General features: G+C 67.3%; 21 protein-coding genes. 7 read left to right on the plus strand and 14 right to left on the minus strand.

Annotated features, from left to right (window positions below):
• Positions 1–25: 25 nt before the first annotated feature.
• Positions 26–1,159 (minus strand): methyltransferase domain-containing protein, encoded by a 1,134-nt coding sequence (locus tag WDC82_RS16680; protein WP_340118492.1) that lies wholly within the window; start codon positions 1,157–1,159, stop codon positions 26–28.
• 121 nt (positions 1,160–1,280) lie between these two features.
• Between WDC82_RS16680 and WDC82_RS16685 the strand changes: the two genes are divergently transcribed.
• Positions 1,281–2,357: a helix-turn-helix domain-containing protein gene (locus WDC82_RS16685; RefSeq protein WP_340118493.1), complete on the plus strand. Its 1,077-nt coding sequence runs from the start codon at positions 1,281–1,283 to the stop codon at positions 2,355–2,357.
• Between the two features lie 31 nt (positions 2,358–2,388).
• On the opposite strand, the gene WDC82_RS16690 is transcribed toward WDC82_RS16685, so the two are convergent.
• The 13 genes from WDC82_RS16690 to WDC82_RS16750 form a co-directional block, all read right to left on the minus strand.
• Positions 2,389–3,144, minus strand: a complete 756-nt coding sequence (locus WDC82_RS16690) for a sulfite exporter TauE/SafE family protein (RefSeq protein WP_340118494.1) — start codon at positions 3,142–3,144, stop codon at positions 2,389–2,391.
• A 137-nt stretch (positions 3,145–3,281) separates the two neighbouring features.
• The gene (locus tag WDC82_RS16695; protein ID WP_340118495.1) at positions 3,282–3,710 is read right to left on the minus strand and encodes a hypothetical protein; all 429 of its coding nucleotides are present in this window, start codon (positions 3,708–3,710) and stop codon (positions 3,282–3,284) included.
• A gap of 11 nt (positions 3,711–3,721) precedes the next feature.
• On the minus strand, positions 3,722–4,426 hold the full coding sequence (locus WDC82_RS16700) for an HAD family hydrolase (RefSeq protein ID WP_340118496.1): 705 nt from the start codon (positions 4,424–4,426) through the stop codon (positions 3,722–3,724).
• 109 nt (positions 4,427–4,535) lie between these two features.
• Entirely contained in the window at positions 4,536–6,047 is a 1,512-nt protein-coding gene (locus WDC82_RS16705; RefSeq protein ID WP_340118497.1) for a 5'-nucleotidase C-terminal domain-containing protein, read from the minus strand.
• A 36-nt stretch (positions 6,048–6,083) separates the two neighbouring features.
• Entirely contained in the window at positions 6,084–7,004 is a 921-nt protein-coding gene (locus WDC82_RS16710) for a phytanoyl-CoA dioxygenase family protein (protein WP_340118498.1), read from the minus strand.
• A gap of 5 nt (positions 7,005–7,009) precedes the next feature.
• Positions 7,010–8,359: a thymidine phosphorylase gene (gene deoA / locus WDC82_RS16715; protein ID WP_340118499.1), complete on the minus strand. Its 1,350-nt coding sequence runs from the start codon at positions 8,357–8,359 to the stop codon at positions 7,010–7,012.
• Positions 8,359–9,135 carry a deoxyribose-phosphate aldolase gene (gene deoC / locus WDC82_RS16720; RefSeq protein WP_340118500.1) on the minus strand — a complete coding sequence of 259 codons (777 nt, stop codon included), beginning with the start codon at positions 9,133–9,135 and terminating at the stop codon, positions 8,359–8,361. The genes deoA and deoC overlap by 1 nt, the downstream gene beginning before the upstream one ends.
• Before the next feature lies 1 nt (position 9,136).
• Positions 9,137–9,946, minus strand: coding sequence for a purine-nucleoside phosphorylase (locus WDC82_RS16725; protein WP_340118501.1), 810 nt, complete (start codon positions 9,944–9,946; stop codon positions 9,137–9,139).
• 19 nt (positions 9,947–9,965) lie between these two features.
• On the minus strand, positions 9,966–10,358 hold the full coding sequence (locus WDC82_RS16730) for a cytidine deaminase (protein WP_340118502.1): 393 nt from the start codon (positions 10,356–10,358) through the stop codon (positions 9,966–9,968).
• 36 nt (positions 10,359–10,394) lie between these two features.
• On the minus strand, positions 10,395–11,369 hold the full coding sequence (locus WDC82_RS16735; RefSeq protein WP_340118503.1) for an ABC transporter permease: 975 nt from the start codon (positions 11,367–11,369) through the stop codon (positions 10,395–10,397).
• Positions 11,370–11,372: 3 nt separating this feature from the next.
• Positions 11,373–12,503: an ABC transporter permease gene (locus WDC82_RS16740; protein WP_340118504.1), complete on the minus strand. Its 1,131-nt coding sequence runs from the start codon at positions 12,501–12,503 to the stop codon at positions 11,373–11,375.
• Positions 12,500–14,149 (minus strand): ABC transporter ATP-binding protein, encoded by a 1,650-nt coding sequence (locus tag WDC82_RS16745; RefSeq protein WP_340118505.1) that lies wholly within the window; start codon positions 14,147–14,149, stop codon positions 12,500–12,502. Before WDC82_RS16745 ends, WDC82_RS16740 begins: the two co-directional genes overlap by 4 nt.
• 60 nt (positions 14,150–14,209) lie before the next feature.
• Positions 14,210–15,205 (minus strand): BMP family ABC transporter substrate-binding protein, encoded by a 996-nt coding sequence (locus WDC82_RS16750; RefSeq protein ID WP_340118506.1) that lies wholly within the window; start codon positions 15,203–15,205, stop codon positions 14,210–14,212.
• 755 nt (positions 15,206–15,960) lie between these two features.
• Here WDC82_RS16750 and WDC82_RS16755 point away from each other — a divergent pair.
• From WDC82_RS16755 to WDC82_RS16780, 6 genes are all read left to right on the plus strand, one after another.
• Complete coding sequence (locus tag WDC82_RS16755; RefSeq protein ID WP_340118507.1) at positions 15,961–16,197, plus strand: hypothetical protein; 237 nt, start codon at positions 15,961–15,963, stop codon at positions 16,195–16,197.
• A gap of 104 nt (positions 16,198–16,301) precedes the next feature.
• On the plus strand, positions 16,302–17,213 hold the full coding sequence (locus WDC82_RS16760) for a sugar kinase (RefSeq protein ID WP_340118508.1): 912 nt from the start codon (positions 16,302–16,304) through the stop codon (positions 17,211–17,213).
• 84 nt (positions 17,214–17,297) lie between these two features.
• Complete coding sequence (locus WDC82_RS16765; RefSeq protein WP_340118509.1) at positions 17,298–17,813, plus strand: hypothetical protein; 516 nt, start codon at positions 17,298–17,300, stop codon at positions 17,811–17,813.
• Positions 17,814–17,995: 182 nt separating this feature from the next.
• Entirely contained in the window at positions 17,996–18,319 is a 324-nt protein-coding gene (groES, locus tag WDC82_RS16770; RefSeq protein WP_340118510.1) for a co-chaperone GroES, read from the plus strand.
• A gap of 33 nt (positions 18,320–18,352) precedes the next feature.
• Positions 18,353–19,996, plus strand: coding sequence for a chaperonin GroEL (groL, locus tag WDC82_RS16775; protein ID WP_340118511.1), 1,644 nt, complete (start codon positions 18,353–18,355; stop codon positions 19,994–19,996).
• A 500-nt stretch (positions 19,997–20,496) separates the two neighbouring features.
• A partial coding sequence (locus WDC82_RS16780) for a beta strand repeat-containing protein (protein WP_367576132.1) occupies positions 20,497–24,488 on the plus strand: 3,992 nt, incomplete at its 3' end.

The following is a 24,488-nucleotide window of genomic DNA, read 5'->3' on the forward strand; positions in this document are numbered from 1 at the left end:
GGCAGGGGCACGACAGCAGTCCTCGTCAGGCCTTGCGCGAAACGAACCAGACGTTCAGCGGGTCATGCTCGAAGGTCGTGCGCTCAGGCCTGGCGAAGCCGGCCTCCTTCAGCATGGCTTCCGCCGTTTCCCAGCCCCACATGGTGCCGAGCCCGGCGCCGCCCTGGCCCAGCGAGACTGGCATGCAGTGCATGCACGAGGCGGTATAGAGGAAGGCCGCCATCGGGAAATCCAGGTTATTCTCCAGGTGCGCCGAGCCGCCGATGTCCTGCATCAGGTAGACGCCCCCGGACCTTAGCGCCCGGTGGAGGCCCCGCAGCAGGCCTTGCGGATCCTTCTGGTCATGCACCGCGTCGAAGGACGTGACCAGATCGTAGCACGCCACTTCGTCGAAGCCGGTGAGATCGCGCCGCTCGAAGCGCAGGTTCTCCAGTCCCGCCGCGCGGGCGGCCTGCTGCGCGCTGGCGATGGCATCGGCGCAGAGGTCGTAGCCGGTGAAGCGGCTGTTCGGAAAGCGTTCGGCCATGGCGATCAGCGCCCGCCCGCTGCCGCAGCCGGCGTCCAGCACGTCGATCCCGTCGACCAGGCGGCCCGGCAGCTCCGGCGCCAGCGGGAGGACCAGCTCGAAGAGCTGTGCGACCACCGTCTGGCCGCTGTCCTCGGCCATCATCTGGTGGAAGCAGGGATAGTCCTCGTAGCGCGTGCCTTCGCCGGTTTCGAAGCAGGCGACGATGCGGTCATGGGCGGCGGCCACGACCGGAATGGCATTGGCTGCCACCGCGAAGTTGCCGAGTGGCGCGCCGCGCGTCAGGCAGGCGGCATGTTCGTCCGGCAGGCGGTAGGTCTTGCGGGCGACGTCGTAGCGCATGATGCCGCCGGTCACCATGACGGCCAGCCATTCGCGCACGTAGCGCTCGGAGAGTTCAGCCGCCTCGGCGATCTCGGCCGAGGTGCGGGGCGGCAGCGCCGCCAGGGTGTCGAACAGGCCGGTGCGGTGGCCGACCGAGACCATCACCGCGACCGCCGCGGCGTTCACCGTCTCGGCCATGCGATCGGCGAAGGCCTCGGCACCGGCGGCGTCGTAGGGCGGCATCTTCATTTCAGTCGTGCTGGCGGTACTCGCGTTACTGGCGTTACTGGCGTTACTGGCGTTACTCATGGGGGGTGCTCCCTTGGCTTGGGTGCGGCGGCGCGGAGATTGCAAAATCCACCCGGTGGCGTTAAGGGGTAGAAACGCCGAAACAGAGGCATTCGTGCCAGACTATCCGAAAGGGACGCCCATGGCCCCTTCTGCACCGCAATCCGCCACCTCGCCCGCACTCACGTCCGAGCCGATGCCGACCCGGGTCAGCCTGCTGGCCCTGCCGGAGAGTTCCGCCTCGGTCCTCTACGGCCTCTACGACGTGCTGTCGGGGGCCGGCAGACTGTGGTCGGAGATGACCGGCGAGCCGGAAGCCTGCGCCGGCATGACGGTGGAGATCGTTTCCCCGTCGCGCGAGCCCTTCCGCTGCTGGGGCGGCATTCCGGTCGCCCCCCACGCAAGCCTCGCCGAGCGCTCCGCAAGCGACCTGGTGGTCATCGCCGATCTCGCCATTCCCATCGACTTTGACCCGCGCGGTGCCTGGCCGGAGAGCGTCGGCTGGGTGCGCGGCCAGCATGCCGCCGGTGCCGTGGTCGCCGCGGTCTGCTCCGGCTCCGTGCTGCTGGCCGAGGCCGGGCTGCTCGACGCCCGCGCGGCGACCACCCACTGGGCCTACGAGCGGCTGTTCGCCACCTACTTTCCCAAGGTCGACTTGCGCATCCGCGAGGTGATGGTGGCGGACGGGCCCGACGGGCAGATCGTCACCAGCGGCGGCGCCGCCTCCTGGGAAGACCTCGTGCTGCATCTGATCGGGCGTTTCTGCGGCGACGCCGAGGCGCGGCGCATGGCCAAGACCTTCCTGATCGGCGACCGCAGCGACGGCCAGCTGCCCTATGCCGCCATGACCAGGCCGCGCCCGCACGACGACCAGGCGATCGCCGACTGCCAGGTGTGGATCGCCGACCACTACGCCGCACCCAACCCGGTGAGTCGCATGGTCGCGCGCTGCGGCCTGCCGGAACGCAGCTTCAAGCGCCGCTTCCGGGCCGCCACCGGCTTTACGCCGGTGACCTACGTGCAAACCCTGCGCATGGAGGAGGCCAAGCAGCAGTTGGAGACCACCGACTGGTCGACCGAGCAGGTCGGCGCGGCGGTCGGCTATGAGGACCCGGCCTTCTTCCGCCGCCTCTTCAAGCGCCATACCGGCATTACGCCGGCACGCTATCGCCAGCGCTTCCGGGGCCTGGGTACCGCCGCGCCGGACGCCGCCGATTGATTCGGCCGCTGCGGATCGCAACGGGCCCGGATCAGAACAAGCTTTGGGCCACCAGGACCACGCCGGAAAGCAGCAGCAGCGCCAGCACGATGCGGCGGAAGGCGGCCTCGCTGGCCCGCCGGTAAAGGCGTGCCCCCAGCCAGGCGCCAAGCATCGTTCCCGGCACCGCCAGCAGCAGCGAGGGCATCACGGCACCGCCGAAGTTACCGGCCGCCGCCATGCCGATACCGGCCATGGCGAGAACGACGATGTTGAAGGGCTGGTAGACGGCCCGCTGCTCGGCCGAGGGGCCGCCACGCAGCTGCAGCCAGATGAGCGGCAGCGGCCCGGAGAGGCCGGCAAAACCGCCGAGAAGTCCCCCGCCCACGCCGACCGCCGCGTCGCCGGAGCGCCCGCCCCAGGCACCGATCGACAAGCGGGTCAGCCCGCTGAGCTGCGCCAGCGCATAGGCGACGAGGAAGACGCCGATGCAGAAGCGCAGGATACCTGGCGAAGCCCAGTTCAGCGCCAGCACGCCCAGCGGCACGCCGATGACGCCGCCGGCGAGATAGGGCAGCGTGCGCCGCCAGTCGAAGCGGGGCTTGAGGCCGATCAGGCCGACGCCCTGCCCGACCAGCGAGGCCGCCACCACCATCGGCGGGATGAAAACCGGCGGCAGCACATGGAACCAGAACCCGGAAGCGACCAGGCCGGTGCCGAAGCCAGCAAAGCCGGTGACGAAGCCGGCGGCGACGGCGCCGAGCAGCACGAACGCGATGGTGGTGGAATCGGGAAGGGCGGCGAGCATGCCCCGCGCATAGCACGGCGCACAGAGAGCGCCAACGGCGAAACCCGCTTCGCCCGGCAACGCTCAGCCGGAGCCTGCTGCCCTTGCCGATGGAATAGGGACCGCGCCTACGCGTCGGGATGAGATTGGCTGCACCGTCAGGCGATGCCCCCGACGACCGTTGCCGGGGTCCAGCGCGTGCGGCGCCGCTGGCGGCGGGTCGCCACGTCCTCGGCCGAATAGTCCGCCGGCCTGGCCGGCTGCGTGAAACGGCCGGCGTCGTCCAAGGCGTTGACGATGACGACGGCATAGGCGCGCTCGCCGTCCGGCATCACGGCCGCGACATAGACCCCGCAGCGGCCGCAAAGATAGTAGTCCGCGGTCCTCAGCCCGAAGCCGTAGCGCTGTACTGCGGCGGCGTCGTGCAGGGTCAGCGTCACCCGGCCGTCGGGATCCGATACCGCCCGCGAGCCATGCTTGCGGCAGAAGCTGCACTGGCAGGCGCGCACTTCGGTGTCTTCGGGCGCCACCGCGCTTTCATAGCTGACCATGATAGCGCCGCAGTGGCAGCCCCCGTCATATCGCATTCCCGCTCTCCTCAGCGTCGGCCGGCCGCCAACCGCGCCAGCAGGTCAGGCAGCTCGCCAAGATGCTCCAGCCGGTGGAAGCGCTCGCTGACCGGGTCCTTGTCGTGCGCCTCGTGCGCCCACAGCAGGGCATAGGGCACATGCACGCCATGGCCGCCCAGTTCCAGCATCGGCAGCACGTCCGACGGCATCGAGTTGCCGACCATCACCGTGCGTGCCGGTTCGATGCCGTGGCGTTTGAAGATGCCGCGGTACACCGCGGCGTCCTTGCGCGGCACGATCTCGACCTGCTCGAAGTGATCGGCAAGGCCCGAGCGCTCGATCTTGCTGGTCTGGTCGACGATATCGCCCTTGGTGATGAGGATGACGCGGAAGCGTCCCTTCACCGCCGCCAGGGTTTCCTCGACGCCGTCCAGCAGATCGACCGGCGCCTCGATCATGGTCTTGCCGAGCGTGACGATCTCGTGGATCTCGTCCGCCGTGATGCGGCCCTCGGTCAGCTGGATCGCCGCCTCCACCATCGACAGCGTGAAGCCCTTGATGCCGTAGCCGAAGAGCTGCAGGTTGCGCATCTCCACCGCGAAGAGGGCATCGTGGATGTCCTCCCCCGGGCGGTAGCGCTGCACCACGGCCTCCAGCTTCTTCTGGGTATCCTGAAACAGGTGCTCGTTGTGCCAGAGGGTGTCGTCGGCGTCGAAGGCGACGGTATCGATCATTGTACGGTCCACACGGGTATCTAGCCTCGTCCCCCAAGACGCGCCGCTGCGCGGCGCCCCGCAGGACGAGGCTAGCGGGCGTCTCGACCCACGAGGTGAATTCGGCTCCTCAATCCACCGCCTTCACGCGGCCTTCCACTTTCGGCGCGACCTCGCCGGCGGCGGCGACGAAGTCCATCACCATGCTGGCCAGGTATTTGGCGGCCGAGCCGTCGACCAAGACCTTGCCTTCCTCCAGGACGGTGTAGCCGTCGCCGCCGCCAGCGATGAAGTCGTTGGTCGCCACGGTATAGGTCGCCGCGGGATCCAGCGGCTTGCCGTTCACCATGGCCGACTTCACGCGCTCGCCGGCGGGCGCGCTGCGGCTCCAGGTCATGGCGATGCCGGAGACGTGCGGGAAGCGCCCCGCCCCCTGCTCCACCGCGCTGACGCCGTGCTCCAGCACCTCCAACAGCTGAGCGCCGGTCAGTTGCAGCTTCACGGTGCGGTTGCCGAAGGGCAGCTCGGTCTGGATGTCGCGGCGGGTCAGCGTCACGCCGGCGTCGTAGGTCTTGTCGCCGCGGATGCCGCCGCCGTTGGTAACCGCCACGTCGGCGTTCACGCCCTGGCGCATCGCATCGGCGATGAGATTGCCCAGCGCCGTCTCCTCGCCGCGCACCTTGGCGCGCTCGCTCGACAGCGGCACCGCAGACTTGCCGAGCGCCACATCCAATTCCTTGGAGAGCTGGTCGAGGTAACCTTGCACCTTGGCGGCCATCGCGGCGTCGGGCTCGACGCCCTCGCTCGAAAGAATGCGGAACTGCGGCGACCACACGAACTGCGGGGTGCCGCGGTTGTCGACGGTATCCATGGTCACCTCGACGACCATCAGGGTGTCGCCCTGGGAACCGGCCTCGACGAAGGCGAACTGACCGTCATAGTAGGTGATCTGCAGATGGTCGTGTCCCGACAGCAGGATGTCGATACCGCTGTCGGCGTAGACCAACTGCAGGTCTTCCGCGATGCCGAGGTGGGCCAGTGCCACGATCAGATCGGCGCCGTTGGCGCGCAGATCGTCACTGAGGGCGCGTGCGGTCTCGATCAGCGGCTTGAAGGAGATGCCCTCGGCGCTGGAGATCGTCGGCGTCTCCGGCGTGGTGAGGCCGATGAAGCCGACGGTGTAGGGGCCGGCCTCCTTGGTCCAGGTGGCGAGCGTGCCTTCGATGAGGGCGCCGGTGGAATCGACGGCATTGGCGCTGAGGATCGGGAAACGCGCCTCGGCGACGCGCTGGCGCGTCACCGCCGGGCCGAAGTCGAACTCGTGGTTGCCCAGCACCATGAGATCCAGCTCAGCCTCGTTGAAGAGGTCGATCATGTGGGCGCCCTTGTCGAAACCCGACAGCAGCGAGGGCGAAATGGTGTCGCCGCCGTGGGTGAAGACGCTGTGCGGCGCGGCCGCCCGCTCGCGGTTCACCAGGGTCATCAGGCGGGCGAGGCCGCCGCGTCCCTTGGACTCCTCGATGCGGTCGATGTCGTTGATATGCAGCAGGCTGAGTTTCACCGGCTCCGCCGCCGCCGGGGCCGCCAGCGCCAGCGCGAGCAGCGCGGCGCAGAGCGGTGCTCTTATTCTTTGCGCAATCATCTTTGTTCCCTTGTGAAAGTCTCAGTGCAAAGCCCGTCAAAGCGAAACGTCGAAACCCTTCAGCGGCAGGTCGGCGCCGCGCTGCAGCCAGTTGTCCTCGGCATAGCAGCAGGCACCGTCGATCAGATGCAGCGTATAGGCGTGGCGCGAGCGTTCCGAGCGGTTGGGCAGGCTGCCGTGCGGCAGCTTGCCGTGCAGCACTACCAGCGTCCCCCGCTTCGCCTCCAGGGGCACGGCGCCTTCTTCCTGCCAGGGCGTGTCGTCGAGACGCTCCATCACCAGCGCCCCATCCTTGCGGCGCCAGCGTTCGCGCAAGGGGCCAAGGTGACCGCCCGGCAGTGCCCAGAGGCAGCCGTTCTCCACCGTGGCGTCTTCCAGCGCGAACCACAGACCGACGACACTCAGGGGCTCGGTATAGAGGAAGGTCGAATCCTGGTGCCAGCCGACCTCGCCGCCGATGCGCGGCTGCTTGAAGATGTACATGGACTGCAGCAGCAGCGGTTCGGCGAGGCCCAGGCCGCCGGGACGGCTTGCCAGCGTCGCCAGTTGCGGCAGGCGCGAGAAGCGCCGGAAGACCGGGTCGAGGTCGTGCTGGGCGTGGCCGATCTTGTTGATGGAGAGGCGCTTGTCCTGGCGCAGAAGGCCCGCTGCGTCGAAGGCCTCCTCTTCGAAGAAGAAGCGGATCTTGTTGCCGGACTCCTGGAAGTAGCGGTCGCGCCCGTGCACCTGCCCGCGCGTGGAGAACACGCTGGAGACCGTGCCGGGATCGAAACCCGCGACGAGTTCTTCCGCCCGCGCCATCAACGCCGCACAGTCGGCCGGCGGCACCATGTCCTCGATCACCAGGAAGCCGTCGCGCGCGTAGGCGGCCCGCATCTCTGCAGTGAGTACGCCACCGGGCGGCGCGGCGAAACGCGCGGCGGTGGGACAGTCGTTGCTCGGCAAGGCTCTGAACATCGGCCTCACAGGTCCTTCGCCGTGATGCGCTGGCGGACGATCGGAAACCGGTCGTTGTCAGTCTGGCCGATCTCGAAGGCCTTCTGCAAGATCTCAGCGGCGGCTTCGGCGCCGGCCTCGTCGGCGGCGTGCACCACAGCGATGGGGTCGGCGGCGGTGACCACCTGACCCAGCGGCAAGATATCGTCGATACCGACCGCGGGATCGATGCGGTCCTCCACCCGCCGGCGGCCGCCGCCCAACGCGATGACCGCCAGGCCGACTGCGCGGGTATCGCAGGCGGAGACCACCCCGGCCGCCTTGGCCTGCACCGCGCGGACCACCGGCGCCTTGGGCAGCAGATCCTTGGCCCGCGCCATGAAATCCGCCGGGCCGCCGAGCGCCACCACCATCGCATCGAAGCACGCCGCCGCCCGCCCCGAAGTCAGCGCCGCCTCGGCCTTCTTGCGCGCAGCCCCATCGTCGCCGGCCAGCCCTCCGAGCAGCAGCATCTCGGCGGCCAGCGCCAGGGTCACCTCGCGCAGGCGCCCGTCGCCGCCTTCACCGGCCAGCATCTCGACGCACTCCAGAACCTCCAGCGCGTTGCCGGCGCTGCGCCCCAGAGGCTGGTTCATGTCGGTGATGAGCGCCGTCGTCGGCAGACCCGCGCCGGTGGCCACGGACACGATGCTCTCGGCCAGGTCGTCGGCCATCTGCATCGACGATGCGAAGGCGCCGTTGCCGACCTTCACGTCCATCACCAGGCCGTCGAGGCCGGCCGCCAGCTTCTTCGACAGGATGGATGCCGTGATGAGCGGGATGGACTCCACCGTGGCAGTGACGTCGCGCACGGCGTAGAGCCGGCGGTCGGCGGGCGCGAGGTCCGCCGTCTGGCCGATGATGGCGCAGCCGACCTCGGCCACCACGCGCTGGAAGGTCGCAATATCCGGCGTCGCGTTGTAGCCGGGGATGGACTCCAGCTTGTCGAGGGTGCCCCCTGTATGGCCGAGGCCGCGCCCGGAGATCATCGGCACGTAGGCGTCACAGGCCGCAAGGATCGGCGCCAGGATCAGGCTCACCTTGTCGCCGACGCCGCCGGTGGAATGCTTGTCGAGCACCGGGCCGGCCAGAGCAAAGCCCTTCCAATCGAGCTGACGCCCGCTCGCGGTCATCGCGCGGGTCAGCGCCACGGTCTCCTCGGAGGTCATGCCGTTGAGGAAGACCGCCATGGCGAAGGCCGCCAACTGGCCATCGCCCAAGCCGCCTTCCTTGGCGCTTCCGGCGGCGATGCCGGCCACGAAGCTCTCGATCTCCTCGGCGGAGAGCGCGTCCCCGTCGCGTTTGCGGCGGATGATCTCCTGCGGCAATGCTGCCATCAGTAGCTGCCTTTCGAGTCGCCTGGTGCGGGTGCCCCGGGAACGACGCCGAGAGCGGCGAGCAGGTCGTCCAGCAAGCCGCTGGCACCGAATCGGAAATGCCGGGCGTCGGCCCAGTCCGGCCCCATGATGCGGTCGGCAATGGCGAGGTAGGCGCCCGCGGTCGCGGTGTCGCGGATGCCGCCGGCCGCCTTGAAGCCGACATCCTTTCCGCTGTCCTTGATCGCGCGCAGCATGGCCTCCGCCGCTTCCGGCGTTGCCGAGACCTCGACCTTGCCGGTGGAGGTCTTGATGAAATCGGCGCCGGCCTCGATGGCGTCGCGGCTGGCGGCGTAGATCTTCTCCACCGCGCCCAGGCGGCCGGTCTCCAGGATGACCTTCAGCAACACAGACCCGCCGCACTCGGCCTTGCAGGCGGCGATCATGTCCTGCGCCACGCCGACGTCGCCGCCCAGCCAGCGGGTGTAGGGCATGACGAGATCCACCTCGTCGGCGCCCTGGTTCGCGATGTCCTCTGCCTCGCGCGCCGCCCTGGCTATGTTGTCGCCGCCGGCGGGAAAGTTGGCGACCGCGGCCACGCGCACGCCGCTGTGCTCCAGCAGGCCGCGCGCCAGGGTGATGAAGCGCGGCCAGATGCAGACGGCGGCAATCGGCCCGGGCGCGGTGACCGCTTTGTTGCACAGCGCCGACACGACCGCGTCGTCATCGTCGTCGCCCAGGCTGGTCAGGTCAAGCAGGCGGATCGCCCGCCCTGCAATCGCCCTCCGGGACGCCATATCAATCATCCAGATCCTCCAGAAAGGCGCTCAGCAGCCGCTGCATGTCGCCGGCCGCGGCCGTCGCATGCTTCATGGTGTGCTCGTGGGAAAGGCTTTCGTCGGAAAGACCGGCGGCGAGGTTGGTGATCATCGAAACCGCCGTCACCGTCAGGCCCAGCATGCGCGCGACGATCACCTCCGGCACCGTCGACATGCCGACGGCATCGCCGCCCAAGACCCTGGCTGCGCGGATCTCCGCCGGGGTCTCGAAGTGCGGGCCGCAGAACCACACGTAGACGCCTTCGGCCAGCGGAATGCCGAGACGCTTGGCCAGGGCCGCGAGCCTGTCGCACGACACCGGGTCGTAGGCGTCGACCAGGTTGACGAAGCGCTCGTTGCCGGCAAGGCCGAACAGCGGCGAGACGCCGGCGAAATTGATGTGGTCGCGCAGCAGCATGAGGCTGCCCGGCCCGGCATCGGGATTGAGGCTGCCCGCGGCGTTGGTGAGGATGAGCCGGCGGCATCCGAGCGCCTTCAGGGTGGCAAGGGCCAGGTTCATGCCGTCGGCGCGGCCGTGCTCGTAGAAGTGCGCGCGCCCCTGCATCACGGCGACGCGGCGCCCGCCGAGGCGGCCGAGGATGAGATTGCCGCCGTGCCCGGCGACCGAGGGCACCGGAAAACCCGGCAGCTCGGCATAGCGCATAATGACGCGTTGCTCGACCGCCTCGGCCAAGGCGCCGAGCCCGGAGCCGAGCACCAGCGCGACCTCCGGCGCCTCGGGGACTTGCTTGCGGATGAGATCGGCCGTGGCGGCCGCCGCTTCGAACATCGTCTACGCCCCTTCTACTCTAGCCGAGGTTATCGGGACCGAAGGACAGCGGCAGCAGCTCGCCCAGGGTTGCCGTGCGGCGCAGGCCCTTGGGCCCGCAGATGTGAATCACCAGGTCGTCGGCGGCGAACTCCCGCAGGCGCTGGCGGCAGCCGCCGCAGGGCGTCACCAGAGCCTCGCCCTTGCCCGCCACTGCGACCTCGACGATGCGCGTCTCGCCCCCCATCACCATGGCCGAGATCGCCGAAGCCTCGGCGCAGCAGCCTTGCGGATAGGCCGCGTTCTCCACATTGCAGCCGGCATAGATGCCGCCGCCGGCGCCGCGCACGGCGGCACCGACCGGAAAGTTCGAATAGGGTGCGTAGGCTTTCGCCATCGCCGCGATAGCCGCCTCGATCAGGTCGGCGCTCATCTGTCTTCTCCCGTCAGAACCAACGTGTGCATCACCTCAGCGTTCCTTCACGTAAGGCCGGCCGATCGCCTTGGGCGCCACCGCCCGGCCGATGAAGCCGGCCAGCAGCACCACGGTCAGCACATAGGGCAGCGCCTGGATCAACTGCACCGGCATCGGTCCGATGACCGGCAGCACGACGCCTTGCAGGCGGATAGCGATGGCGTCCAGGAAGCCGAACATTAGGCAGGCCAGCATGGCCGGCACCGGGCGCCACTTGCCGAAGATCAGTGCCGCCAGCGCGATGTAGCCCTGGCCAGCCGTCATCTCGCGCACGAAGGCGGCGTTCTGCGCGATGGAGAGATAAGTACCAGCGAAGCCGCAGAGCAGGCCGGCGCAGAGCACCGCGCGGTAGCGCAGTCCGGTCACCGAGATGCCCGCGGTGTCCACGGCACCGGGGTTCTCCCCCACCGCGCGCAGCCGCAGACCGAAGCGCGTGCGGTAGACGACCCACCAGGTGAGCGGCACCAGCGCGAAGGCGACGTAGACCAGCAGGTTGTGCCCGGACAGCAGTTCGCTGTAGAGCGCCCCGAGGACCGGCACTTCGGCGAGGGTTTCGGCGCCCGGCAGGTGGATCGGCGTGAAGCGGGCGGTGTTGGGCACCGAGGGCGTCTGGCCGCCGCGCTGGAACCAGGCGATGCCGAGCACCACAGTCAGCCCGGAAACCAGGATGTTGATGGCGACGCCGCTGACGACCTGGTCGCCGCGGTGGGTGATGCAGGCGAAGCCGTGCAGCAGGGCCAGCGCGATCGAGACGGCGATGCCGCCCCCGAGAGCCAGCCAGGGCGATCCGGTCACCGCGGCGGTACTGGCCGCGGCGAAGGCGGCCGCCAGCATCTTGCCTTCCAGACTGATGTCGATGATGCCGGAGCGCTCGGAGAACAGCCCGGCCATGGCACAGAAGACCAGCGGCGTGGCGACGCGCAGGGTGGCATCGAAGATGAGCAGAAGGTCGAACAGGAAGTCGGCCATCCCTTAGCTTTCCTGCGCGGCCGCACGCCGCCCCGCCCTGGCGACACGCAGGTAGAGGCGCTCGATCGGCCCCTTCATCATGAAGGCCAGGGCGCCGGAGAACAGGATCACCAGACCCTGGATGGTGACGACCATCTCGCGGGTCACCTTGGGTTCCTCGAAGGCGAGTTCCGCGCCACCCTGATAGAGCAGGCCGAACAGCAGGCTGGCCAGCACGATGCCGACGGGATGGTTGCGGCCCATCAGCGCGACGGCAATGCCGGTGAAGCCGTAGCCGGCGGTGAAGTTCAGCAGCAGGCGGTGGTGCACGCCCATCACCTCGTTGATGCCGACAAAGCCGGCAAGCGCGCCGGAGACGCACATCGCCAGCATGGTCACCTTGCGCGGGTCGATGCCCGCGTAGACCGCCGCCGTCTCGTTGGCGCCGACCGTGCGGATCGCGTAGCCCCAGCGGGTGTGCCAAATGAAGGCCCAGACCACGACGCAGCAGGCGGCCGCCCAGATCACCGAGAGATTCAGCGGCGAGGCGCCGACCTGGAAGCCGAACCAGCCGAGCACCTCGTGCATGAAAGGCATCTGCCCACTCTGCGCGAACTCGCGGCTTTCCGGCGACATCGAGCCCGGCTGGATCAGCACGTTCACCATCAGATAGACCATCAGCGCGGCGGCGATGAAGTTGAACATGATGGTGGTGATGACGATGTGGCTGCCGCGGTAGGCCTGCAGGTGGGCCGGGATCGCCGCCCAGGCGGCGCCGAAGGCGGCGGCCAGCAGCAGCGCCAGCGGGAACAGCACGAAGAACGGCAGGTAGGGGTCCAGCGCCAGGATGCCGAGGCCGACGCCGAGGCCACCGATGTAGGCCTGCCCCTCACCGCCGATGTTGAACAGGCCGGCATGGAAGGCGACCGCTACGGCAAGGCCGGTGAAGACGAAGTTGGTGGTGTAGTAGAGCGTGTAGCCGATGGCGACGTCGTAGCCGAAGGCACCGTAGAGAATGACCTCGACGGCGAACACGGGATCGACGTCGATGAACCAGAGGATGACGCCCGAGACCAGGAAGGCGAGCGCGATGTTCACCAGCGGGATCAGCGCCACGTCGACCCAGCGGGGAATGGTTCCGGCCGGCGCGCTCATTCCGCCTCCACCTTGATGGCGCCGGGCAGCCCCGGGCTGCTGTGGCGTGCCTCCTCCTCCGTCGCCGCATTGGCCATCATCAGCCCGAGCAGGCGCTCGGTGGCCTCGGCCGCCGGCACCTCGCCGACGATGCGGCCCTCGAACATCACCAGGATGCGGTCGGCCAGAGACATGATCTCGTCGAGCTCGACGGAAACCAGCAGCACGGCGCTGCCCGCATCGCGCATGGCGATGAGGTTCTTGTGGATGAACTCGATCGCGCCGATGTCGACGCCGCGCGTCGGCTGGCCGACCAGCAGCAGGCGCGGCGCGCGCGACAGCTCGCGCGCCAGGATCAGCTTCTGCTGGTTACCGCCTGAGAAGTTGGCGGTCTTCAGTCCGGGCGCCTGCGGGCGGACGTCGAAGTCCCGCATCTTGTTGGCGCAGTCCTCGCGGATTGCCTCGCCCCTCATGAAGAGGCCCGCGTTGTATCCGGGATCGTCCTGGTAGCCGAGGATCGCCGACTCCTCGGCGGCGAAGCTCCGCACCAGGCCCATGCGCAGGCGGTCCTCCGGCACATGGGCGGCGCGCAGACTGCGCATCGCCGCCGGATCGAGCGGCTGGTCGGCAGAAAAGCGTCGGCCCAGCAGGTCGAAGCTCCCAGAGGTGACGGGGCGGATGCCGGACAGTAGCTCCAGGAGCTCGCTCTGGCCGTTGCCGGAAACCCCGGCGATGCCGACAATCTCCCCTGCGCGGACGGCAAAACTCACGTGGTTCACCCGCGCCACGCCGTCCTTGTCGACGAAGCTGAGATCCTCGACGGCGAGCACGGTATCGCCCACTTTGGGCGCCTGCTTGTCGACTGACAGCAGGACCTTGCGGCCCACCATCAGCTCGGCCAGTTCCTCCTTGTCGGTTTGCGCCGTCACCCGGTCGGCCACCATCTCGCCGCCACGCATCACCGAGACGCGGTCCGTGATCGCCATGATCTCGCGCAGCTTGTGGGTGATGAGGATCACCGTCACGCCCTGGCGGCGCAGGGAATCCAGGATGCGGAACAGCTGGTCGGTTTCCTGCGGCGTCAGCACGCCGGTCGGCTCGTCGAGGATGAGGATCTCGGCGCCGCGGTACAGCGCCTTCAAGATCTCCACGCGCTGCTGCTGGCCGACCGGCAGTTCGCCGGCCAGGGCATCGGGATCGACATCCAGGTTGTAGTCGCGCTCCAGGCGCTGCAGCTCGGCGCGCGCCTTCTCGATGCTGGCGGTCAGGATGGCGCCGGACTCCGCGCCCAGCATGATGTTCTCCACCACGCTCATGGTGTCGACCAGCATAAAGTGCTGGTGGACCATGCCGATGCCGGCATCGATGGCGTCGCGCGAGGAGCGGATCGACCTCGGCTTGCCGCCGATGAGGATCTCTCCGCGGTCGGCCTCGTAGAAGCCGTAAAGGATGCTCATCAGGGTCGACTTGCCGGCCCCGTTTTCGCCGATGATGCCGTGAATGGTGCCACGGCCGACCGTCAGGCAGACGTCGCGGTTGGCCTGCACGGCGCCGAAGGCCTTGTCGATGTGGCGCAATTCGATGGCGGGAGGCGCCTCCGGCGAGGCGCTCTTCGACGCCCTCGCCGACTGGGCTGGCCCGGCGGAAGGATGCATGCTGTCAGCCACGGAGTACCCCGCAAACGGCCGCCGGGCCCCGCGATAAATCGCGGGACCCGGGCAGACCGTCTAGTAGGTGCAGCTGTTGTCGTCGGTGTAGTCGTGAACCGTCAGCTTGCCGGCAACGATGTCGGAAGCCGCCTGCTCGACCTTCGCCTTCATCTCGTCGGTGATCAGGTCCTTGTTGTACTCGTCGAGCGCCCAGCCGACGCCGTCCTCGGCAAGCCCCAGCACCTGGATGCCGGAGCTCCAGTTGCCGTCGTTGGCGTCCTTGAAGGCCTTGTAGGCCGCCACGTCGACCCGCTTCAGCATCGAGGTCAGCATGGTGCCCGGATGCAGGTAGTTCTGGTTAGAGTCGACACCGATGGCGAATTCGCCGCTGTCCTCGGCGGTCTGGTAGACGCCGACGCCGGTGCCGCCGGCCGCCGCGTAGATCACGTCGACGCCGCGGTCGAACTGACTCTTGGCGAGCTCGGACCCGCGGGTCGGGTCGTTCCACGCCGAGGGGGTGGTGCCAGTCATGTTCTGCACCACCTCGGTCTCGCCGCTGACATGCTTGGCACCCTGCTCGTAACCGCAGGCGAACTTGCGGATCAGCGGAATGTCCATGCCGCCGATGAAGCCGACCTTGCCGCTGCCGGACTTCATGGCGGCGATCATGCCGACCAGGAAGGATCCCTCGTGCTCCTTGAACACGATGGAACGCACGTTCGGCAGGTCGACCACCGCGTCGATGATGGCGAATCGGGTATCGGGGAATTCCTTGGCCACCTTTTCCATCGCCGGCGCCTGGGCGAATCCGACGCCGATCACCGGGTCGGCGCCGCGCTGCGCCATGCGCCGCAGGGCCTGCTCGCGCTGGGTTTCGTTGGTGACCTCGAATTCACGGTATTCGATGCCGGTTTCCTTCTTGAACTGCTCGACCCCGTTGTAGACGCCCTCGTTGAAGGACTTGTCGAACTTGCCGCCCATGTCGAAGACGACAGCCGGGTTGATCTCCGCAGCGGACGCCAAGGAAGTGGAAACCAGCAGGGCCGCTGCCGCGGCCACGACTTTGCGTAACATGAAGATGCCTCGCCTGAGTTCTTGTTGTTCGCTTCATTTCGCGGCGCGCGCGGGCCACCCCTGGCGGGGTTGCAACCGCCGCGCACAAGAATCTACGCTAGCATGATCGCCCGGAAGCGCCAGTTGAAAGTGCCCGCCGCCTTGCGGCACTGCAACAAGCAATCCCCCGCGGAAGTTGACCAAAAAAAGAAGACCGGGCCGCAAGCGGGCCCGGTGAGTTCGGCTAGGGATCTAGTAACCACTTGAAGCGGGCCCTGCCGCGAGGCAGGGGGCGGTCCCGGCCGAAGCTGGTTCCGCCATTCCGGGCGGGGCGGCCCGGCCACGTTCCGGCGCTAGGGGGCTGAAACCGGAGCCATGAAACCCTCAAGCATCGCCATCGCCCCGCAGCGGCCCGAAGACCATCGGCCTGGAGCGGCCGGAAGAACCTGCCGACGACCGCGACACCCGCAACGGTAGTGCGCGAATGTTAGAGGGATTTGTCCACACGATGACAATCCTGTCACAGCGCGCTGGCGCCAGTGCCCGCTCCGGCTCCCGCAGTGCAACCATTGCCGCCGTCGCCGGCTACTCCATAGCACTCTGAAATTTATACGGAATGTCACAAATAAATCAGTTCGTTTTCACGCAAACGGGCCAATATGCGGAAGAACGAAAACGCGGCGGAACGCGCCGCCTAAGGCATCCGCAGGGGAAGGGGGAAGTTTCGGTCGATGAGCAAGTCCTCATAGGACAATAGAACAGGAAAGGCAGATCTGATGATCGAGCAGCGCAGCGTCCTGAAACGGCTGAACGAGCAACCCGTTACCGAAACCGCCAGCTGGGTCCTCGGCGAACCCAGCATGCAGGAGATGCTGATCGATCCGGTGATTCACGCGGTGCTGCGCCGCGACGGCCTCACCCTCAACGACCTGATTCAGGCTGTCACCCAAGCGCGCGGCCGCCTCGCCGCCGGCATTGCGGCCAGGCAGATTCACGCCAGCGACGCCGCCTGACCCGACCGTGCCGCCCGCTCTTGCGCAGCCTTGAAGCAACCGCTATTGCCTGAGGCATCCGGCAGCAGAAGCATGCCGCGAAGAACAGGAAGCGGGGGCGGGGCATGTTGAGGATCGCGAGCATCGGCGAGTGCATGATCGAGCTGTCGGAGACGGCCGACAGCAGCGGGCAGATGCGGCGCACCTTCGGCGGCGACACCCTCAATACGGCGGTCTATCTGGCGCGCTCCCTGGGCGAAACGCCCGCCTCGGTGCACTACGTCACCGCCCTGGGCGATGATCCCTTCAGTGCGGAAATGCTGGCCGCCTGGCAGCGCGAGGGAATCGACACCGCCCTGGTGTTCCGCCTGCCCGGCCGCCTGCCGGGGCTCTACATCATCCGCACCGACACGGCCGGCGAGCGCAGCTTTCATTATTGGCGCAGCGCGGCGGCGGCGCGCGAGCTGCTGCGCGCCGAGCAGGCGGAAAGCCTGGCGTCGGCCCTCGGCGGCTTCGACCTCGTCTATCTCTCCGGCATCACCCTGGGCATCCTTGACGGCGAGAGCCGGCAGCGCCTCTTCGCCCTGCTGGAGGCGCTGAAGCACGCCGGCTGCCGCATCGCCTTCGACACCAATCACCGCCCGCGCCTGTGGCAGAGCCGCGCCGAAGCACAGGAAGCGGTGAACCGCGTGCTGGGTCTTGCGGCCGTCGCCCTGCCGACCTTCGACGATGAGACAGCGCTGTTCGACGACCCGGACCCGGAGGCCACTGCCCGGCGCCTCCACGGCCTGGGCGTCGAGGAGGTGGTGGTGAAGTGCGGGGCCGCGGCCTGCCTCGTCAGCCTGCACGGCCAGCAGGCGTGGGTCGCCGCTGAGACCGTCGCCCGGCCGGTTGACACCACCGCCGCCGGCGATTCCTTCAATGCCGCCTATCTGGCCGCCCGCCTGGGCAGCGCGGACCCGCAGGCCGCCGCTGCGGCCGGTCACCGCCTCGCCGCCCGCGTCATTGCCCACAAGGGCGCCATCATCCCGGCCTGACCTCCCAAGGGGCGCCAAAAATTTGGCGCGCTGACGGCGCCCGGCTACACTGTGGCCAACGAAGACTGCACTTGGGGAGGAACGATGACCCGGGATTCCGTCTTGCGGGCGGCCCTTCGGGGCTGGCTGGCGGGCTGCGTGATCGGGCTCGCCGCCGCCCCCGCCCTGGCCGACACCCAACCGATCGAGGGTCACGAGAACTGGAAGCTGGGCATGACCCTGGCCGAGGCCGAGGCCGCCGAGCCGCGCGCGGAGCGCCGCGACTGCGCCGGCGCGACCTGTCTGCTGTACGCCGACGAGCGCTTCCCCACCACCGAGGTCGACGTCTCCGCCCGTTTCGATGCCGCCGAAATGCTGGACGTCATCGTCGTCATCATGAAGCCGCAGCCCGGCGGCAACCGCTGCAAGCGGATCTCCGCCCAGCTCGCCGCCTTTTATACCGCCGCCCATGGCGAAACCATGCCGATCAGCGCCGAGGCCTGGGTGTGGACCACCCCCGAGGCTTCCCTGACTCTGCTCAACCACTGCGACAGCGACCCCCAAGGCGTCATCAACATCCTCTTCGAAGACCTCGGCAAGCCCGGTGGCGTCGCGCAGTAGCGCAAAAAATCTTTTTTATCAGAGAATTGGCTCATCCCTGCGGGCGCCGCCGGGGCGCGCAAAAACTTCCGCACGATTCCCCTTGAAAGCCTCTCGGGAAGGGCCTAAATCGGGCGGGAATTAGCACTCGCCAACAGGGAGTGCTAACACTTCGAGGCACAGATCAACCCAGGGGAAATCCCATGAAATTCAGACCTTTGCATGACCGCGTCGCGATCCGCCGGATCGAGGAAGAAGAAAAGACCGCCGGCGGCATCATCATCCCCGACACCGCCAAGGAAAAGCCGAGCCAGGGCGAAGTCATCGCTGTAGGCCCCGGCGCCCGCAACGAGAAGGGCGAAGTGGTCGCCCTGGACGTGAAGGTGGGCGACACCGTGCTGTTCGGCAAGTGGTCGGGCACCGAGGTGAAGATCGACGGGCAGGACCTGTTGATCATGAAGGAATCCGACATCATGGGCGTGATCGACGGCGCCAAGGGTGCAAAGTCCGCCAAGAAGGCGGCCTGACCCGCTTAGGCGCCCTATAAGGAGTAGGCTACAATGGCTGCTAAAGACGTCAAATTCTCTACCGATGCCCGTGAGCGCATGCTGCACGGCGTCGACATCCTGGCCAATGCGGTCAAGGTGACGCTGGGCCCCAAGGGCCGCAACGTCGTGCTCGACAAGTCCTACGGCGCGCCGCGCATCACCAAGGACGGCGTCACCGTCGCCAAGGACATCGAGCTGAAGGACAAGTTCGAGAACATGGGCGCCCAGATGGTGCGCGAAGTGGCGTCGAAGACCAGCGACATCGCCGGTGACGGCACCACCACCGCCACCGTGCTGGCGCAGGCCATCGTGCGCGAAGGCGTGAAGTCGGTCGCCGCGGGCATGAACCCGATGGACCTGAAGCGCGGCATCGACCTGGCCGTCGCGACCGTTGTCGAAGACCTCAAGAAGCGTTCGCGCAAGATCAGCTCCAATGCGGAGATCGCCCAGGTCGGCACCATCTCCGCCAATGGCGACAGCGAGGTCGGCGGCATGCTGGCCGAGGCCATGGAGCGGGTCGGCAACGAAGGCGTCATCACCGTCGAGGAAGCCAAGTCGCTCGAGACCGAACTGGAGGTCGTCGAGGGCATGCAGTTCGACCGCGGCTACCTCTCGCCCTACTTCGTGACCGACGCCGAGAAGATGCAGGCGGTTCTGGACGACCCCTACGTTCTGATCCACGAGAAGAAGCTCTCCGGCCTGCAGACCATGCTGCCGCTGCTGGAAGCCGTCGTGCAGTCCGGCAAGCCGCTGCTGATCATCGCCGAGGACGTCGAGGGCGAGGCCCTGGCGACCCTGGTGGTGAACCGTCTGCGTGGCGGCCTGAAGGTCGCCGCCGTGAAGGCCCCGGGCTTCGGCGACCGCCGCAAGGCCATGCTGCAGGACATCGCCGTCCTGACAGGCGGCACGGCGATCTCCGAAGACGTCGGCATCAAGCTGGAAAATGTCGGGCTCGACATGCTGGGCCGTGCCAAGCGGGTCATCATCACCAAGGATGAGACGACCGTGGTCAGCGGCGCCGGCAAGAAGGCCGACATCGCCGCCCGCTGCAGCCAGATCAAGGCGCAGATCGAGGACACCACCTCGGACTACGACCGCGAGAAGCTGCAGGAGCGTCTGGCCAAGCTGGCCGGCGGCGTGGCCGTGATCCGCGTCGGCGGTGCCACCGAAACCGAGGTGAAGGAGCGCAAGGACCGCGTCGACGACGCCCTCCACGCCACCCGTGCCGCGGTCGAAGAAGGCATCGTGCCGGGCGGCGGCGTCGCGCTGCTGCGCGCCGCGAGCAAGCTCGACAAGCTCGAGGCCTCCAACGAGGACCAGAAGGTCGGTATCCGCATCGTGCGCCGCGCCCTCGAGGCCCCGCTGCGCCAGATCGCCGAGAACGCCGGTACCGATGGTTCGATCGTCATCGGCAAGGTGCTGGACAACAAGGACGCGAACTGGGGCTACAACGCCCAGACCGGCCAATACACCGACCTGGTGAAGGCCGGCGTCATCGACCCGACCAAGGTCGTGCGCGCCGCCCTGCAGCATGCGGGCTCGGTGTCCGGCCTGCTGATCACCACCGAAGCGATGATCGCCGACAGGCCCGAGAAGAAGGGCCCGGCGATGCCCGGCGGCGGCGGCATGGGCGGCATGGGCGACATGGACTTCTAAGCGTCCGACCCAGCCAAGCTCCACGTGCAGTCTCGAAGGGGCCGGTTTCGACCGGCCCCTTTTTCTATTGGCATCATCGCTTGCCGCCGGCATGGCGCCGACGGACGTTCTGCTTTGGCGGCGTAATCGCGGCGGAGAGGCCTTCTTCACAAAATGAGACGTCGTCTAGACCATTCAAAAAGAAATTTCCGTCCAGTCATGCAGTCGTAACGCAGATCAGCCCAAATCCTCGACACATCGTTTGATTGGGGCGGGTGCCACACCGGTCGGGCTGGTTTGGCACCGTGGGCTTTCTGCATCGCACAGCATAACCGCAGATCCGATTGTCGGCGCGCATGCCTGCTGTCGCCTCCGAGCGCCGCGGCGGGCACGCTAAAGATGCAACGAGCCATCCCCAACGCTGCGACAACATGAGATCGGCTGCGTACGAAATGCGGCCGTTGCCGTTCACGACCGCTGCGCTCGCAACAAGCGCATTCTAACCTTGGGGAGTCAATTAGATGGCACTAGGACCGGGTTCGATCGCCTTCACGGGTTTCAACGCCGACACGACCAGTAACCTTGCCTTTGCGGCGATGGAAACCATCGCCGCCGGCACCGTCATCTACTTCACCGCAAACAACTGGAACGGGGCGAGCTTCGAGGGAGCAGAGGCGGTCGTTGCCTGGACGGCCGACGCGGACATCCCCGCCGGAACGGTGATCACCCTGGATGGGCTGCAGGACGCCGCCACCGCATCGAGCAGCCGGGGGACTCTCGACTTTGGCGGCGCGGCGGGCCTCACCTTCACCGACGCGGACGAAGCGGTCTACGCCTATACCGGCGCGTCAGCGGAGACGCCGGCGGCCTTCGTCGCGGCGATCGCCAACGACACCTTCGCGGCTGCCGGCAGCACCTTGGATGGCACCGGCCTCGCCACCGGAGACACCGCCCTCGCCCTGCAGAGCAAGGACGCCGACGCCGACATCGCGCAGTACGACCTGGAGCGCAGCGGCCACGACAGCCTCGATACCTTCCGCACCATGATCAACAACCCCGCCAACTGGCGCACCCAGGACGGCTCGGGGGACCAGAGCCACGACACCGGTTCGCCGAACCTGCCGTTCTCAGAGGTGCCCTTCGTGACCGAGGGTCTGGGCACTGGCGCCATCGCCTTCACCGGCTTCAGCTCAGAGGGCGACGGCGACCTAGCCTTCGTGACCTTCGAAGACATCGCCGCAGGCACGGTGATCTCCTTCACCGATAACAAGTGGGACGGCTCCAGCTTCGCCAGCGACGAGAGCGTGTGGACTTGGACGGCTGACGCCGATATCCCCGCCGGCTCGGTCATCAGCATGAACGACCTCGCGAGCGGCAGCCCGACCAGCAACCACGGCACCATCGCCTTCACCGACTCGACCAATGTGGGCATCGATTCGGTGAACGAGGTGATCTACGCCTTCACCGGCACGGCCGACGCGCCAACCACCTTCCTGACAGCCTTCTCCAACAACCAGTTCAGCACGTTGTACGGGACCTCTCCGGGCACCGGCCTGACTTCGGGCGTCAATGCCACGGCCATGGGTCAGTCGTTCGTCGCGCCGTCGAATTCGGAAGTCGCCGTCTACAACCGCTTCACCGATGGACTCGACGATCTGGAGAAGTACCGGCCTTACATCTACAACGAACGCAACTGGGCCTATCAGAAAGGCGACGGCGACCAGAGCACCGACGGCGTCCATCCGGACTTGCCCTTCGATACCGACCCCTTCACGATCATCGAGGGCCCGCAAACGCAGATCGTGGAATTCGCCACCGATTCGCTGAACGTTGCGGCGACGGAAGGCACGATCGAGAACGTCGGCTATGTCGACTTTACGATCTATCGCACCGGCGGCACCCAGGGGAATCTGTCGGTCACCGGCACCGTGACCCTGGGAACGGCGGATGCCGGCGACTTCAACAACCCAACGCTGACCTGGGGCGGCACCATCATCGAAGGCAGCACCGAGACGGTCATTCGTGTTTCCTGGAATGCCGATGCGCAGTTGGAAGCGGACGAGACGTTCACAATCACCCTCACGGAAGCCGCCAACACCCAGGCCGCGGTCGAATTCGGCGACGCCATCGTGGCAGAGGGAACGATCCTCAACGACGATGACGGCAAAACCGACCTGGTGGTCACAGCCGGCGAGACGCTGAAAGGTCTCGTCATTCTATCCGGCGCAGACACCCTGACGGTCGAAGAAGGCGGCAGCATTGTTGCTGACGACGAGGGCCCCTTTACCGTTGGTCTCGTCGATTCGCTCAACGAAGTCGTGATCGACAACGCGGGTCTCATCAGTGGCAACTCCGAGAACGACAGCTTCGACGCCATCGGTGGCGACCTGGGCGTTGCGGAACACTACCTCACGATCATCAATCGCGAGACCGGTGTCATCACCTCCGACCAGAAGGCCATCAACGTCGAAACCGACGAGGACGGCGGGATCGGCTCCATCCTTCTGGAGAACGCCGGCCTGATCGAGAGCACGGATGACCATGCGGTCGATCTGCGCAAGGCTTACTCCGAGAGCATGACCGTAATCAACCACGACACCGGCCGCATCATCGGCAACGGCGACGGCCTCCGCGGTGCCTTCGAAGATTCGACGGTCGATCAGTCAATCGTACACAACTACGGCTACATCGCCGGCCGCGATGACGGCATCGACTACCAGGACGGCAGCGCCACGCTCTACAACTACGAGACCGGCGTCATCGAGTCCTTTGAGAACAACGCGATTTCAGGGGACGAAAGCCAGCTGATCTATAACTGGGGGCTGATCACCGGCGGAAACGGCTCCGGCGTCAATCTGGACACCAGCAGAAACGCACCGGCAACGGTCGTCTACAACTACGGCACCATCAGCGGCAACTATGTGGGCGAAGGTGACGGCGATGGCGACGGCGTCGATGTGGACGGTTTGATCGAGATCTACAACGAGGGCCGCATCGAGGCCAACGGCGCCGACAACCAGGACGACTTCGCCGACGGCATCGCGGCCGGCGGCGGCGTCATCCACAACCTGGCCGGCGGCGTAATCTACGGCGAGAGCCGCGGCATCCTGATCGACGACAGCGATCTTGACGAAGCTTATGCGGCGACCGCTGTGGTGAACCAGGGCACCATCACCTCTGATCTGGATACCGCGATCCGCTTCATCGGCAGCTGGAACGACAAGATCACCAACAGCGGCACCATCGCCAGCGCCTCCGGCTCGGCCATCGAGATGGACGGCGGCAACGACAACCTCACCAACAGCGGCCAGATCGACGGCGACGTCGACCTAGGCGAGGGTAACGACACCCTGGTGAACAGCAAGACGATCACCGGCGCTGTCACGCTGGGGCTTGGCGACGATGTGCTCACGCAGACCGGCAGCGGTGTCATCGATGGCAACGTCGATGCCGGCGATGGCACCGACACCGTGACGAACTCCGGCAGCATCGAGGGCGGTGTTGCGCTGGGCCTGGGTGATGACCGCTTCAAGCAGATGAGCAGCGGCTCGGTGAGTGGCGCTGTCGATGCCGGGGAAGGCAACGATGCAGTGGATGCCTCCGGCAGCATCGACGGCGGTGTCGAACTCGGCGCCGGCGACGACAGCCTGATCCTATCGAGCAGCGGCTCGGTGACCGGCTCCGTGGCGGCCGGAGACGGTGATGACGAGCTGGACATCGCTGGCACCATCGATGGCGATGTCGACCTGGGTCTGGGGGATGACAGCATCGCGGTGAAGGACGGCGGCCTGCTCTCCGGAGACCTGTCCGCGGGTGACGGCCACGACAGCGTGTCGGCTTCCGGCGAGATCGATGGCGACGTCGACTTGGGTGCCGGCGACGATACCCTGACGCTCGATACCGCCGCCACGATCACCGGCAGGATCGTCGGCGGCGAAGGCGGCGACACCGTTGTCCTGACCGGTAAAGGTGACGGCAGCCTGGGCGAGCTTGCCGACATCGAGACCGTGCAGGTCGAAGGCGGCAACTGGACCCTGACGGGCGAAGGCGCCGAGATCGTCCTCGCCGAGAGCGTCCACAGCCTGACGCTGGGTGGTGAGGCGCTCGCCGACGGCGTCTACGAAGGCTCGCTCACAGGCTTCGGCATGAACGATGCCCTGCGCCTTGCGGCGATCGGCACCGCCAGCTCGGTCGAGATGGACGAGACCAACCTGCTGACCATCGTCTATGCCGGCGGAACCCTGACCCTGCAGCTCGACCCAGCGGCCGATTACAGCAGCCTGGCCTGGGACATCGCCGCCGACGGCCAGGGCGGCTCGCTGCTCACCCTCGTCCCGATCAGCACCACTCCGACCACCGGCGACGACCATCTGGTCGGAACCAACGGCGACGACACTCTGACGGGCGACCGTGGCGACGACACCCTGGACGGCGGTGATGGCGACGATCTGCTGGACGGCGGCCGCGACGACGACGTGATCCTGGCCGGCGACGGCTTCGACACGGTCTACGG

The organism is Pelagibius sp. 7325, assembly GCF_037652055.1.
GTDB lineage: Bacteria > Pseudomonadota > Alphaproteobacteria > Kiloniellales > Kiloniellaceae > Pelagibius.